Source organism: Mesorhizobium sp. M0715 (assembly GCF_040320355.1).
Lineage (GTDB): Bacteria > Pseudomonadota > Alphaproteobacteria > Rhizobiales > Rhizobiaceae > Mesorhizobium.
The window spans coordinates 137,067-151,368 of record NZ_JAMYPL010000005.1 but is presented as its reverse complement, the minus strand read 5'-3'; the positions used below and the strand labels follow the sequence as shown (position 1 = coordinate 151,368).

Annotated in this window: 14 protein-coding genes; 7 read left to right on the top strand and 7 right to left on the bottom strand. The window is 61.2% G+C overall.

Going from position 1 to position 14,302, the window contains the following annotated elements:
• Entirely contained in the window at positions 1-696 is a 696-nt protein-coding gene (locus tag NKI21_RS08460; RefSeq protein ID WP_023812228.1) for a fumarylacetoacetate hydrolase family protein, read from the bottom strand.
• Positions 697-870: 174 nt separating this feature from the next.
• On the opposite strand from NKI21_RS08460, the gene NKI21_RS08455 reads away from it, so the two are divergent.
• A complete protein-coding gene (locus NKI21_RS08455; RefSeq protein ID WP_023812226.1) occupies positions 871-1,554 on the top strand; it encodes a response regulator in 684 nt (227 codons plus the stop codon).
• 120 nt (positions 1,555-1,674) lie between these two features.
• Here the strand turns inward: NKI21_RS08455 and NKI21_RS08450 are convergent, their stop codons facing one another.
• From NKI21_RS08450 to NKI21_RS08440, 3 genes are all read right to left on the bottom strand, one after another.
• Entirely contained in the window at positions 1,675-2,229 is a 555-nt protein-coding gene (locus tag NKI21_RS08450) for a tetratricopeptide repeat protein (protein ID WP_031213515.1), read from the bottom strand.
• Between the two features lie 433 nt (positions 2,230-2,662).
• On the bottom strand, positions 2,663-4,003 hold the full coding sequence (locus NKI21_RS08445; protein ID WP_023812224.1) for a hybrid sensor histidine kinase/response regulator: 1,341 nt from the start codon (positions 4,001-4,003) through the stop codon (positions 2,663-2,665).
• A gap of 14 nt (positions 4,004-4,017) precedes the next feature.
• On the bottom strand, positions 4,018-5,202 hold the full coding sequence (locus tag NKI21_RS08440) for an FIST signal transduction protein (protein WP_050592709.1): 1,185 nt from the start codon (positions 5,200-5,202) through the stop codon (positions 4,018-4,020).
• A gap of 264 nt (positions 5,203-5,466) precedes the next feature.
• Between NKI21_RS08440 and NKI21_RS08435 the strand changes: the two genes are divergently transcribed.
• The 6 genes from NKI21_RS08435 to NKI21_RS32375 all read left to right on the top strand — a co-directional run bounded on the left by NKI21_RS08435 (position 5,467) and on the right by NKI21_RS32375 (position 12,475).
• On the top strand, positions 5,467-5,964 hold the full coding sequence (locus NKI21_RS08435) for a (2Fe-2S)-binding protein (protein WP_128303998.1): 498 nt from the start codon (positions 5,467-5,469) through the stop codon (positions 5,962-5,964).
• A 125-nt stretch (positions 5,965-6,089) separates the two neighbouring features.
• Entirely contained in the window at positions 6,090-8,438 is a 2,349-nt protein-coding gene (locus NKI21_RS08430; RefSeq protein ID WP_023812221.1) for a xanthine dehydrogenase family protein molybdopterin-binding subunit, read from the top strand.
• 89 nt (positions 8,439-8,527) lie between these two features.
• Positions 8,528-9,325 (top strand): FAD binding domain-containing protein, encoded by a 798-nt coding sequence (locus tag NKI21_RS08425; RefSeq protein ID WP_023812220.1) that lies wholly within the window; start codon positions 8,528-8,530, stop codon positions 9,323-9,325.
• A 273-nt stretch (positions 9,326-9,598) separates the two neighbouring features.
• On the top strand, positions 9,599-10,621 hold the full coding sequence (locus tag NKI21_RS08420; protein ID WP_352552390.1) for an acyltransferase family protein: 1,023 nt from the start codon (positions 9,599-9,601) through the stop codon (positions 10,619-10,621).
• Positions 10,622-10,869: 248 nt separating this feature from the next.
• Entirely contained in the window at positions 10,870-12,249 is a 1,380-nt protein-coding gene (locus NKI21_RS08415) for an L-lactate MFS transporter (protein ID WP_352865259.1), read from the top strand.
• A 109-nt stretch (positions 12,250-12,358) separates the two neighbouring features.
• Positions 12,359-12,475, top strand: coding sequence for an MFS transporter small subunit (locus NKI21_RS32375; RefSeq protein WP_128304000.1), 117 nt, complete (start codon positions 12,359-12,361; stop codon positions 12,473-12,475).
• A 28-nt stretch (positions 12,476-12,503) separates the two neighbouring features.
• On the opposite strand, the gene NKI21_RS08410 is transcribed toward NKI21_RS32375, so the two are convergent.
• The 3 genes from NKI21_RS08410 to NKI21_RS08400 form a co-directional block, all read right to left on the bottom strand.
• Positions 12,504-13,001 (bottom strand): GNAT family N-acetyltransferase, encoded by a 498-nt coding sequence (locus NKI21_RS08410; protein ID WP_023812216.1) that lies wholly within the window; start codon positions 12,999-13,001, stop codon positions 12,504-12,506.
• Positions 12,998-13,756 (bottom strand): copper homeostasis protein CutC, encoded by a 759-nt coding sequence (locus NKI21_RS08405; RefSeq protein WP_023812215.1) that lies wholly within the window; start codon positions 13,754-13,756, stop codon positions 12,998-13,000. The genes NKI21_RS08410 and NKI21_RS08405 overlap by 4 nt, the downstream gene beginning before the upstream one ends.
• A 98-nt stretch (positions 13,757-13,854) precedes the next feature.
• Positions 13,855-14,286: a cupin domain-containing protein gene (locus NKI21_RS08400; RefSeq protein ID WP_023812214.1), complete on the bottom strand. Its 432-nt coding sequence runs from the start codon at positions 14,284-14,286 to the stop codon at positions 13,855-13,857.
• Positions 14,287-14,302 lie beyond the last annotated feature (16 nt).

Here is a 14,302-nt window from a genome sequence, read left to right as displayed (position 1 = left end):
TCACTTCGGCTGGCCGATGGTCACTTCGATGGTGCCGATGCCGTCGACGCCGCCGGTCATCGTGTCGCCGGGGCCAACCGCGCCGACGCCTGCCGGCGTACCGGTGAAGATCAGGTCGCCGGGCTCGAGCTCCATCGCCTCGCTGCAGATCGACACGATATCCGATATTGGCCAGATCAGTTCAGCGAGGTCGGCATCCTGCCTGACCTTGCCGTTGACGGCGAGCCAGATGCGGCCCTTCTGTGGGTGGCCGGATTTCGCCGCGGGGATCAGCGGGCCGCAAGGCGCGGAGCGGTCGAAGGCCTTCGACCAGTCCCACGGACGGGCGGCCTTCTTGGCCTCGTCCTGCAGATCGCGGCGAGTGAGGTCGATGCCGACGCCGTAGCCCCAGACGTGGTCCAGCGCCTTGTCGCGGGCAATGCGGAAGCCGGCTTTGCCGATCGCAGCCACCAATTCGATCTCGTGGTGTAGATCGGCCGTCAGCGGCGGGTAGGGGATAGCGGTGCCGGAATCGACCACCGCGTCGGCCGGCTTGGTAAAGAAGAAGGGCGGATCACGCTCGTCATTGCCGAATTCGCGGGCATGCGCCGCGTAGTTGCGGCCGACGCAGTAGATACGGCGCACCGCGAAACGATCGGACGAGCCCGCAATGGCCACCGATGCGGTTGCGGGCAAGGGAAGGACGAATTCTGTCATGTGGGTCTCTGCTTGGTTGCCGGAACATTCGACCGATTTGGGGGCCTGGACAAGGCGATTGGTCGAGAAAGTGCCGGCGGCACTTTCCGCCGGAGATGGCGATATACTATTTGGCAATAATCTGGCCATGCTGACGAGGCTATTCTAATCGCCCACGAACTGAAATGAACCCCTATGACCGCAACCCACGATCGCGCCCGGTTCCTGATCATCGACGATCACCCGCTGTTTCGCGAGGCGCTGCACAGCGCCGTGCAGATGGCCTACCCGGAAGTCGACACCGTGGAGGCGCGCTCGATCACCGAGGCGCTGGACCTTCTGGCCGGCGCCAAGCCGTTCGATCTCGCGCTGCTCGACCTCAACATGCCCGACGTGCATGGCTTTGAAGGCCTGCTGCAGCTCCGGACCCGCTATCCGCGCCTGCCGGTGGTCATCGTCTCGGGCTATGAGGAGCCGAAGATCATTTCCGAGGCGCTGTCCTATGGTGTCGCCGGCTTTATCCCGAAATCGGCGCGCAAGAGCGACCTCGCCGCCGCCATACGCTCGGTGATGGAAGGCGCGATCTATGTGCCGGAAACTTATGAAGGCCGCACACCCGACGCTGAAAGCGTCGACCGCGCCGACATGGTGCAGCGCCTGTCGACGCTGACGCCCCAGCAACTGCGCGTGCTGCAGATGCTGCGCCAGGGCCTGCTCAACAAGCAGATCGCCTACGAGCTGCAGGTGGGAGAGACCACCGTGAAAGCGCATGTCTCGGAGATATTGCGCAAGCTCAATGTCTACAGCCGCACGCAGGCGGTGATCGAGGTTTCGAAGCTGGACAATGCGGAGCTGTTTCGGGATCAGGCTGGGTTTTGAGGCTCGCCGTCCCTCATCCAAGTAGGGTTGTCACCACCACGCTCAACACTGGCTGGGCGAACGTGGTAAAAGTGCACTGTCACCGTAATTCGAAAATCGCAACAATTTCGGCCTCTACATCTATTGGTACAGTAGCTCATCCCTCGCCGCATATGCAGCCATCGTTTCTCTAAATAGTCTTATCATACCAAACGCGCCGATAACCATTTGAGCAGCGCCTCGCCTTCCTTTCAGTTTCTCCATTAATATATCCCTCTTCGCAAGAATGTGGCCTTGAGATGCAGCGCTTTTTAGAAATATTTCAGCATCCGGATCAGTCGGTTCATTTTTCTGTATCAAGCGATAGCACCAGTAGGCGGCGGACGGGTTCCGGGTGGAGATTTTTTTAAACAGCTCTAAAGATTCAATATTGTCGCCAATTCTTTGTTTCAACCCAGCAATTCTATAAGTTGCCATTTCGATTCCGCCACTTTCTGCAATCGAATAGTAACTTACCGCCAGATCATCATCGTGACAATCGGTATTACTGTCATAAACTATCCCCAGAGAATACGCCGCCGCCGCTTTCTTGCTCTCATAGTTCATTGCGTCTAAGAGAATTGATATTGCTTTCTCCACTTCACCCTTGTGGAGGGCTTCCTTGGCTTGAACTAAATGCGTGTCGTCATCGGACATAGGTAGCTCCTCTTTCAATCATCACCTTTGCGCTATCAAATGCGTTGACAGTATGCACTATGGGCCGGGAGGACATATTAAGAGTGCACTGTCACCGTAATTGCCGGATCTCACAGTCGCGCCTGGACGATGCCCCTCATAATCACGGCACCGCGTCAGCGCGCATGAGCGTTACCTTCCTTATCCCATCTGCCGTGCCGCTTTTTATGGGGACGCCAAAATTATCAAGCACGTCCTTGCGACTGGATGAAAAGGAATGTCCAAGAGGTCTCGATCCAAATTGTCAAACTACTGCGTGCGGATACGTAATGTATGCGGACTTCCGGAAGATCATCGTCAACTTTTTTTCGGAATTTCCAATATTTAAACGGTGGCGATCTCAAAAGTGACGCCTCCGTCTTTCCAAGTAGTTAAGCATCGAATTGGTTATTGTCTAAGCCAGCAAATGTGCCAGCAGCGCCCTTAGCTGTGCCGGCTTCAGCGGCTTGCGCATCAGTTCGATGCCGCCGGAGCGGGCGGCTTTGGCGACCGCTTCCGAACTGTCGGCGGTGACGATCAGCGCCGGCACGGCGCGGCCGAGATAATCGCGGACTTCGGCGATGGTCGTGGTGCCGAGATCGCCGCCGTCGAGATGCTGGTCGGCAATGACGATGTCGGGCACCCAGTCGGTGTCGCCAAGCATGTCGAGCGCATCGTCGGTCGAGGTCGCGGCCCGCACCAGGCATTGCCAGCGTTCGAGCAGGAAGGTCATGGCCTGCAGCACTTCGATATCGTTCTCGACCAGCAGCACCTTGGTGCCGAACAGGCCATAGCCGCGCGGCCGTTCCATATCGGCAACGCTAGCGATGGCATCGGCTGGCGCACCGATGCCGACGGGAACATCGATGTGGAAGATCGTGCCGCGTCCGACCTTCGACGAGAATGTCACGGGATGGCCGAGCGCGCTGGCCATGCGGCGCACGATGGCAAGCCCGAGCCCGAGACCGCCACCGTCCAGTTCGGCATTGGCCGGCGAGGTGCCGCGATGGAACTCCTCGAATACCGCCTCGCGCTGGTCGTCGGGAATGCCGCAGCCCGTATCGGCGACGTCGATGCGGATGGTGTCGCCGCGATGTCTGGTGCCGACAAGCACGCCGCCCGAGCGTGTATAGCCCAGCGCGTTGGAAAGAATGTTCTGCAGGATGCGGCGCAGCAGCGTGCGGTCGGAGCGGACCACCGCATGGACCGGCCGGAATTTCAGCGACAGGCCTTTCATCTCCGCCACCGGCAGGAAATCCGAGCGAAGCGACGAGAACAGCGCCTCCAGGCTGACATCGCTTATGTCGGGCTGCACCACGCCGGCATCGAGCTTTGAGATGTCGAGCAGCGTTCTAAGCAGATCCTCCATCGTCTCCAGCGAGCGCTCGACCTGCCGCACCAGTTTCTTGCCCTCGTCGCTGGTCTGAACTTCGGCGAGGGCCGAAACCGAGAGATGGGCCGCGTTCAGCGGCTGCAGCACGTCGTGGCTGGCAGCGGCGAGGAAACGGGTTTTCGACAGGTTCGCCAGTTCGGCGTTTTCCTTGGCGGCGCTGAGGTCGATGTTCGACTGCTCCAGCCGGCGCAAGGTCGAGTGCAGTTCCTCGGTGCGGGTGCGCACCCGGTTTTCCAGCGAAATCGCGGTCTGGAACAGCGAAAAGGCGTTGCCTTGCTGGTCCATAGAGCGCTCGACGCGGCTGACCAGTGCCGCGTTGATCTTCTTCAGCTTTTCAAGATCGTTTATGTCCCTCAGCGGCATCTTGTTGCGCCGTCCTATTCCGCCGCCTGGCGCTCGCCGAAGGCGATGCCGGTAAAAGTCTGATTCAGATGCATCGACCGGTACTGTTCGCCATAGGTGCCGAAGCCGATGACATTGTTGACCCGGTAGAGTTCCGAAATCTCGCGAAACACCTGCCGATTGCGCGCGTCGAGCCGGCGCAGCACGCAGTCGAAGCCGAGGATCATGTCGATGCCGCCAAGCCTCTCCTCGACATCGCGCAGGGCGGCGCGCGTCGATTCGACCATGTCCTTTGGTTGGGCGATCGACAGCACGACGCCATCGTCTATGGCGCAGAAGAACGACAGCGAGCCGTCGGCATGCATCTTCTGGATCGATCGGCAATAATATTGGCCGCCCACCTTCACCACCACGGGATGCGAGGCGAAGCTCAGTGGCGTCAGCATCTGCGCGACGATGCCGACGGACGCGGCATATTCCTGCGCTGCATTGGTGGCGTTGAATTCGCGCACGATGCGGTGATCGGGATCGGAAGCCGTCACCACCAGTTTTTCATCGGTGGGAACGAAGTTGTCGGTCTTGAAGACATGGAAGGGAATTTCGGTCGATATCAGCACGATGATAGCGCTGTCGGAGGTGACCTTGCCGTTCGAGATCAGGCGCGTCGTCTCGAATTTCAGATCGTCGCCGGCGGAGCCGCCAAGCAGCGGTATGTCATCGAGGCCCCAGTGGATGGCTGAACTCACCGCTTCTTCGGCATAAGAGAGCCCGTCGATGAAGCAGAGCGCGAAAGTGCCTTTGGTCCGATCGCAACCGAGGCGCGCGCGCAGCGATCGCCGCAGGGTCTCCACCTCGCCGGTGATCCTGTCCATACCCGACGAGGACAGATTTTCGACCATCACGCTAACGGCGGTGAACGCGGTGGACGGAAGCAGCATGGCCAGCACATGACCATCCTCGAGACCTTGCGGCGTGATCTCGCCGGCAGTCGAACAGCCGGCGTGGTGGAGCGCCGGTGCGTGGGTCATGAGCGCCTGGGAAAGGGCGCTGGCTTCGACCAGGCTCTGGGAAAAGAACAGCAGGGCAAAGCCTGCGTCGATGGCGGCTGCTTCCAGTGCGATCGCCTTGGCGAACGCCTCCATGTCGGGCTCGTCCGTGGTGAGCGCCGACAGGCCGCATGCATAGCGCGTCTGTGAATTGGCCAGCGATGTTCTCCGCATTTCCTCCGACGCTTTTTTGTGCGCGGCTGTTTTTAAATGCTTCTGGCGCGCGGGCGTCGACCGACATTGTTGCCTTCAATCGGCGGTTTGGCAATGGGGCCACCGGCACCGCATGTTTGGGCGCGGCCATGACCGAAAGTACAATGTTCCGCGTTTGCGACGTGCTGTTTTTTGTCCGATGTGCGGTGTACGAATAATGCACCACCGAAGCGCGAATACCGCGTCGGCAGCGTGGATACCAAGGTTGATACCCAGGGAGGGACCATGTCGGACGTTTCGTTGATGGTGAACGGAAAGCGGGTCAGCGGTGCTGCCGAGGACCGAACACTTCTGGTTCACTTCCTACGGGAAAATCTCGGTCTTACCGGCACGCATGTCGGTTGCGACACCTCGCAATGCGGTGCCTGCGTCGTCCACGTTGATGGCAAGGCGGTCAAATCCTGTACGATGCTTGCGGTGCAGGCCTCCGGCTCCACCGTGTTGACGATCGAGGGCCTGGCCAATGGCACCGACCTGCATCCGGTGCAGGCCGCCTTCAAGGAACATCACGGGCTGCAGTGCGGCTTCTGCACGCCGGGCATGATCATGACGGCGACCGACATGATCAGCCGCCACCCCGAAGGGCTCGACGAGGCGACGGTGCGCGCCGAGCTCGACGGCAACATCTGCCGCTGTACCGGCTACCACAACATCGTCAAGGCGATCCTCGCCGCATCGACGACGATGAAGGGGTCGAAGGGTAAGGCGAAACAAGCTGCTTAGGCAAGGGAATAAGGGAGTAGGGCAGTAGGGGAGTAGGGCAAAAAGGCCAACGCAACGAGGCCTCTTTTTCCCTACTCCCTTACTCCCCTACTGCCCTACTCCCATAAATTCCGGAGGAATTTCTGATGGGCATTGAAGGTGTTGGCGCTCGGGTCGCGCGCAAGGAAGACAAACGGTTCATCACGGGCGCCGGCCGCTATGTCGACGACATGGTGGTTCCCGGCATGAAGCACGCCGCGTTCGTGCGCAGTCCGCACGCGCATGCGCAGATCAAGAAGATCGATGTGAAGAAGGCCCAGGGCATGCCCGGGGTCATCGGCGTGCTGACCGGCAAGGAACTCAAGGCCGACGGCATCGGCAATCTCATCTGTGGCTGGATGATCCACTCCAAGGACGGCTCGCCGATGAAGATGGGGGCATGGTCGCCACTGGCGTTCGACCGGGTCCGTTATGTCGGCGACGCCGTCGTCATCGTCGTCGCCGAGACCAAGGGGCAGGCGCGTGATGCCGCCGAGGCGGTCGAGATCACCTACAAGGAGTTGAAGGCCGTCGTCGATGCCTCCAAGGCGATGGACAAGGGTGCGCCGCAGATCCACCCCGAAGCCGACAACAATCTGATCTTCGACTGGGACATCGGCAATGCCGACGACACCGCGGCGGCCTTCGGGAAGGCGGCCCATGTCGTCAAGATGGACATCATCAACAACCGGCTGGTGCCCAACGCCATGGAGCCGCGCGCCGCACTTGGCCATTACGACAAGGCCGAGGATCACTATACCTGCTGGACGACCTCGCAGAATCCGCATGTGGCGCGGCTGGTGATGAGCGCCTTCTACAATGTCGCGCCGGAAAACAAGCTGCGCGTGATCGCGCCCGATGTCGGCGGCGGCTTCGGCTCGAAGATCTACATCTATCCCGAAGAGATCGTCTGCCTGTGGGCGTCGAAGAAGACCGGCGTGCCGGTCAAATGGGTGGCCGACCGGACCGAGAGCTTTCTGACCGACGCGCATGGCCGCGACCATCACACCCATGCTGAAATGGCCTTCGACAAGGACCACAGGATCCTCGGCCTGAAGGTGGAAACCCAAGCCAATCTTGGCGCCTATATGTCGCTGTTTTCATCGGCGACGCCGACCTATCTCTATGCGACGCTGCTGTCGGGCCAGTACAACATCCCGGCCATCCACGCCAATGTGAAGGCGATATACACCAACACCGCGCCCGTCGATGCCTATCGCGGGGCGGGGCGGCCGGAAGCGACCTTCGTCATGGAGCGCATGATGGAGACGGCGGCCCGCCAGTTCGGCGTTTCGCCGGCTGAGCTGCGGCGCAAGAACTTCGTCACAGCGTTTCCGCATCAGACGCCGGTCATCATGTGCTACGACGCCGGCGACTATGCCGCTTCGCTCGATGCGGCAATGCAGGCGTCGGATTATGCCGGCTTCGCCAAGCGCAAGGCCGCCGCCGCCAACAAGGGGTTGCTGCGCGGCATCGGCATGAGCTGCTACATTGAGGCCTGCGGCATCGCGCCGTCAGCGGCCGTCGGCTCGCTCGGCGCCGGTGTCGGCCTTTGGGAATCGGCGGAAGTGCGCGTCAACGCGGTCGGCACGATCGAGGTGCTGACCGGCTCTCACAGCCACGGCCAGGGCCATGAGACGACCTTCGCGCAACTGGTCAATGAGCGCTTCGGCGTGCCGCTCGATTCGGTCTCGATCGTCCATGGCGACACCGACAAGGTGCAGATGGGCATGGGCACCTATGGCTCGCGCTCGGGTGCGGTCGGCATGTCAGCCATCGTCAAGGCGCTCGACAAGGTCGAGGCCAAGGCCAAGAAGATCGCGGCGCACCTGCTCGAGGCCGACGAAGGCGACATCATCATCGAGAACGGCGCGCTGAAGGTGGCCGGCACCGACAAGAACGTGCCGTGGTTCCAGATGGCGCTGGCCGCCTACACTGCCCACAACCTGCCGGGCGGCATGGAGCCCGGGCTCAAGGAGACGGCGTTCTACGATCCGTCGAATTTCACCTTCCCGGCGGGCTGCTATATTTGCGAGGTCGAGGTCGACCCGGAAACCGGCGTCACCGAGATCGTCCAGTTCGTCGCCGCTGACGATTTCGGCAACATCATCAACCCGATGATCGTCGAGGGCCAGGTGCATGGCGGGCTGGCGCAAGGCATTGGCCAGGCACTGCTCGAAGGCGCCTATTACGACAACAGCGGACAATTGCTGACCGCGAGCTACATGGATTACACCATGCCGCGCGCCGGCGATCTGCCGTCGTTCAAGGTCTCGACCTCGAACACGCCTTGCCCGGGCAATCCGTTGGGGATCAAGGGCTGCGGCGAGGCCGGCGCCATCGGCTCACCGCCGGCGGTGATCAACGCCATCACCGATGCCATCGGCAGCAACGATCTTGCCATGCCGGCTTCGCCGTCCACCGTGTGGGCCGCGATCCGCGCGACGAAACATTGAACGCGAATGGCGAATAGGGAGTAGCGAATAGGGGGAGAACGCGATGTTCGCTACTTCCTGTTCGCTCTTTCACCCAGGGGAGAAGACAAATGTACGCAGTCAACTATCACCGCGCCGCCTCGGTCGCCGATGCCGCCAAGCTGATCAAGACCGGCGACGCCAAGCTGCTTTCGGGCGGCATGACGCTGATCCCGGCGATGAAGACGCGGCTTGCCGCGCCGTCCGACCTTGTCGACCTGTCGCGGATCACGGAGCTGCAGGGCGTCACGGTGTCGGGCAAGACCGTCGCCATCGGCGCCGCCACCACGCATCACGCTGTTGCCAATGACGAGAAGCTGAAGAAGGTCTGTCCGGCGCTTTCTCATCTGGCATCGCTGATCGGTGATCCGGCGGTGCGCCACAAGGGGACGATCGGCGGCTCGATCGCCAACAACGATCCGGCGGCCGATTATCCGGCGGCGCTGCTGGCGCTGGGCGCCACCATCATCACCAACAAGCGCCAGATATCAGCCGACAAATTCTTCAAAGGCCTGTTCGAAACGTCGTTGAAGGATGGCGAAATCGTCACCGCCGTCACCTTCACCGCGCCGGCCAAGGCGGCCTATGAAAAATTCCGCAATCCGGCATCGCGCTACGCCATCGTCGGCGTGTTCGTGGCCAAGGGCAAGGATGGCGTCAGCGTCGCCGTCACCGGTGCCGGCGACGACGGCGTTTTTCGTTCGAAGGAGATCGAGGCAGCATTAGCCGGGAACTTCGCGGCCTCGGCACTCGAAGGGGTAAAAGTGCCGGCGAAGAATTTGATGACCGACATCCATGCCTCGGCCGACTATCGCGCCAATCTGATCGCGGTGATGGCCAAGCGCGCGGTGGCTGCCGCCAACGCCTGATACGGTCAGTTGTGAACACGGGAGAAGGGGTCATGCGACCCCTTTTCCTTTTTGGGACGACCTGTAGTTGTCCAATTTTGATGGAATCGCCCCCCGCACCAATCGTTTGCCTGAGCAATTTCTTCCGCCGACACTTCACCTGGAACTGCACCGGCGGCAATCTCGCACTTGCACAAATCCATATTGCACTGCAATATGGATTTGGGCGGGAATGCGAGCTGGGTTCGAAATGTACCGTCGTACCCTTCGCATACCTATTGCGAGAGGATCGGCATGACCGACATTTCCGCGACGCATGTCGTTCCGTCCCGATCCGCCGCCGACAGATCAACCAGAACAAGACTGGCCTATCTCGACGGCTGGCGCGGGCTTTCGATCGCGCTGGTGCTGATCGGCCATTTCTTTCCGGTTCCGGGAATCAATCTTGGCGTGCTGGGCGTCGAATTCTTCTTCGTGCTCAGCGGCCGGCTGATGGGCGAGATCCTGTTCATCGAACGCTACCCGCTGAAAAAATTCTTCAAACGCCGCTTCTCCCGCATCTATCCAGCTCTTCTGGTCTTCGTAGTCGTCGCGATGATCGCGCTGGCCGGCACGTTCATCGCCTTCAAATGGAAGGCGGCGCTGACGGCGCTGACATTCACCTACAACTATGCCGGCATTCTCGTGACGCGGGCAGGGGCGCTCGACCATATCTGGTCGCTCTGCATCGAGGAGCACGCCTACATGATCCTGGCGCTGATCAGCGTCATCGTCTCAAGTCGCTCTCGCGTGGTCGTGCTGCTCCTGGCGCTGGCCTTGCTGGCCATGGCCAATGGCGCGGTTTCGTACTGGGTCTTCGGGATGGACTACGAAACCACGTATTGGCGCACCGACGTGCACATCGCGTCGATCCTGCTGTCGGCTTCGATCTGCCTGCTCAAGGCCGATGGCAGGCTGCCTGCGTTTTTGAGAGGCAAGCATGTGGCCCTGGTGGCAACGTTCTGTGCCGTTGTCCTGTTCCTGGATCAGGTGCCGACGCCGATCCACTATCTCTTCGCGGTGCCGCTGCTGGCGCTGGCCGTCAACGCACTCGATTTCAGCCCACGGTATTTTTCCGGATTGCTGTCCTCCTGGCCGATGGCGACGCTGGGCCTGTGGTCGTACTCGCTCTATCTGTGGCAGCAGCCGTTCTACAAATTCGTCTATGAACAAGGCAGCGCGCCGATCCCGATGCTGGCCGGCGTTTTTGCCTGCGCGCTCTGCAGCTACTACCTCATCGAGCGCCCGGCGCGCGAATGGCTCAACCGCAACTGGTGAATGCCGTCGTGCCCGGCCAGATGATCGCGAGTGCAGGTGGAGTGGATCGCGCTTCATAAGCAGACAATCAATTAATTATCTCTAATATAATTTTTTTGGAAAGTAATGACCTGCTTTCGATATAGGCCAGTCTCATTAGACATTGGTCTTATGACAGGCATTCCTTATTGCCTCACCGGCTCACCCGCCTAGTTTGTTCGCAGGACACATCTGAGAAGATGGTTCGAAGACGCATCTGGGAGGATGGAATGGACACGACCGGGGAGAGGGCGGGCGGCTGGCTCGACCGCTCACGCACCGTCGCCGAGCCTGGCTTCAGCAGGTGGATGGTGCCGCCAGCGGCGCTCTGCATACACCTTTGCATCGGCCAGGCCTATGCGTTCAGCGTTTTCAACCTGCCGATGTCGAAGCTGATCGGCATCACCGACTCGGCGCCCGACGACTGGAAGCTGACCGGCCTTGGCTGGATTTTCTCGATCGCGATCCTGTTCCTGGGCATTGCGGCGGCGTTCGGCGGCGGCTGGCTGGATCGTGTCGGGCCGCGCAAAGCCATGGTCGCTTCTGCCTGCTGTTTCGGTGGCGGCTTCATTGTCTCGGCGCTCGGCGTCTATCTGCACCAGTTGTGGATCATCTATCTCGGCTACGGCGTGCTGGGCGGCATCGGTCTCGGCCTCGGCTACATCTCGCCGGTCAAGACGCTGATCACCTGGTTTCCGGACCGGCCGGGCATGGCAACCGGCATGGCGATCATGGGCTTCGGCGGCGGCGCCTTCATCGCCTCGCCGCTGTCGGTTTATCTGATGAAGCTGTTTTCGACGCCTGAGCATATCGGCGTCGCTGAAACCTTCCTCGTGCTGGGCATCGTCTATTTCGTCTTCATGCTGATTGGGGCTGTTATCGTCAGGGTGCCGCCGGAGGGCTGGCGGCCCGCCGGATGGACGCCGCCGGCGGCACAGGATGCGATGGTGACGACGTCCAATGTCCATCTCGATGATGCGTTGAAGACGCCGCAGTTCTGGCTGCTTTGGGGTGTGCTGTGCCTTAACGTCACGGCAGGCATTGGCGTGCTCGGGCAAGCCTCGGCCATGAGCCAGGAGATGTTCCCGGGACGCATCTCGCCGGCCGCTGCTGCCGGTTTCGTCGGCCTGTTGTCGATCTTCAACATGCTCGGCCGCTTCTTCTGGGCCTCGACCAGCGATTATATCGGCCGCAAGACAACCTATGCCATCTTCTTCGCGCTGGGCGTCGTCCTCTATGCGGCGGTGCCTTGGACCGGCCAGACCGGCAGCGTCTTCCTGTTCGTGCTGTTCTACGGGATCATCCTCAGCATGTATGGCGGCGGCTTCGCCACCATTCCCGCCTACCTGCGCGACGTCTTCGGCGTGCGTTACGTCGGCGCCATCCACGGCCGATTGCTGACCGCGTGGTCGGTGGCGGGCGTGCTTGGCCCGGTGCTGGTGAATTATATCAGGCAGTCCCAGATCGACAGCGGCGTGGCGAAGGCCGACGCCTACACGGTCACCATGTACATCATGGCCGGCCTGCTGGTCATCGGCCTCCTGCTCAACCTGATGATGCGGCCGGTCAATGCGCGCTTCCACATGAAGACCGAACCAGCGGTGGCTTAGAGCCAGTTCCATCCCGATAGAATCGGGATGGGCTCTATCGTATTGTTTGAGCATGATCTTTTCCGAAACCGGAGCCCAATTTCGGGATCATGCTCTGAGGAGACCGACCATGGCGCAAGACAACGGCAATTCGATCAAACTGACGCTGGCCTGGCTGCTGGTCGGCATCCCGTTGGTCTGGGGGTTCTGGATGACGCTGGTGAGTGCGACAGCCTTGTTCCAGTAGCCCTGTCTTCAGTTCGATCCGCCTGGCCTCAGACGGAGGTTCGTCTGATGTAATAGCGGACCGCTTTCTTGCCGCCATGGATGACGGCGTCGCCGGCCTCAGTGAAGCCAAGGGCGGCGTGAAAGGCATCCGAGGCAGGGTTCGGCGGGGCGGTGTTGACTTCGCAGGTGACCAGATTGTAGCCGGCGCGCTCAACATGGCCGAACAGATCCTGATAGAGCCGGCGGGCATGGCCGCGGCCGCGCGCATGCGCCGCCACGACGACGCGGTCGACATAGACGAAGCGCTTATAGCGCTCGCGGAACCACAGGAAATTCGGGCTGTCGTAGCGGGCGTCCTGGTCGAAGGTCATGATGAAGGCTTCGAGATCGCCGATGCGCCTGGTGTAAAACGCTTCGCCAAGCAGGAAAGACAGCCGCTCAGCCTCCAGCCACGACAGTTCGGCGGCATGCTCGTTGTTGAGCGCCAGGATCGCCGCTTCGTCTGCGGCCGATACACGGGCTATCGGGGCAGGGGTAGAGGTCATGCCTTGGCTGCCGCAATCGTTGCCGCCACCAGCGGTGTGTCGGTCAGCGTGTTGCGATACTCGCGATCGAGATCGGAACCACCCATGCCGACATGGGGATTGCGGTAGTCCATGGCACTCGGCACATCCTTGAGGGCGGCAAAATGCATTTCGGACAGGCCGGTTTTGCTGCGCACTTCGGCAATGTTGTGCAAATCCAGGCCGCCGCAGCCGAGGATGACGATGCGGTCGCCGGCCTGCCGCACCAGATCCGCCAACAGCGGCAAGCCTTCGACGGCAGTGTCACGCTGGCCGCTGGTCAGCACGCGGCCGACCTTGCTGCGGATCAGCGATTCGAGCGCCTCGGCCGGATCGCGCGTCATGTCGAAGGCGCGATGGCAGGTGACGTTCAAGGGGCCAGCGGCTTGTGTCAGTTCGCTCATGCGCGCCTCATCCATGGTGCCATCGGCGTTCAGGCAGCCAAACACCACGCCGGGCACGCCGAGTTCGCGCAGTGCCGAGACATCGGCCAGCATCGAGGCGTATTCGGTCTCACTGTAGAGAAAATCGCCGCCGCGCGGCCGCACCATGACGTGAAACGGCACGCTTGCCTGCTCGATGGCGGCGCGGACCGTGCCGAGGCTCGGCGTGATGCCGCCTTCGATGAGGCTGGCGCATAATTCGACCCGGTCGGCGCCAGCGGCTTGCGCCGCGAGCAGGCCGTCAATGCCTTCGACACAGATTTCGATCAGCGGCAGGCGGAGAGCTTTGGTCAAGGGGCGATCCAGTCCATGATTTCCCGGCCAGCCCTAGCACCGGGCCGGCTGCTGCGAAAGCGCGAACAGCCTTCCGCCTTCGGGCACAGACTTCGCGGTTATTGGCGCAATTCCGTATTCTTGGCGCCTTGCTCGACCTGATCGATCACCAGAAGCTTCACCTCGACATCACCGATATTGGTGGCCTGATGCCACTGGCCGATCATTTCGATGATGAAATCGCCAGCCTTGTAGGTGTTGCTGATGCCGGTCTCGACATTGGTGACCTTCAGCGTGCCGGCCTGGACATAGGCGTAGCGCGGAAAGGGGTGCCTGTGGACCGGCAAGGTCGCGCCCGACGCGATGTCGTAGCTCGAGACCAGCACCTGCACGTTCTTCTGCGGCAGCGTGATCGGCTGGCCGGACGCGGTCGTCGTGCGCGACGCAAGAGGGGTCACGACGACAGGCGTGCCGCTGCTGTCCAGCGCGTGGGCCGGGTTCGCGGAAAAGGCCACCGCGAGCAGCAGTCCGGACATCAAAATTTTTCGCATGATTCGCTCCACCCCG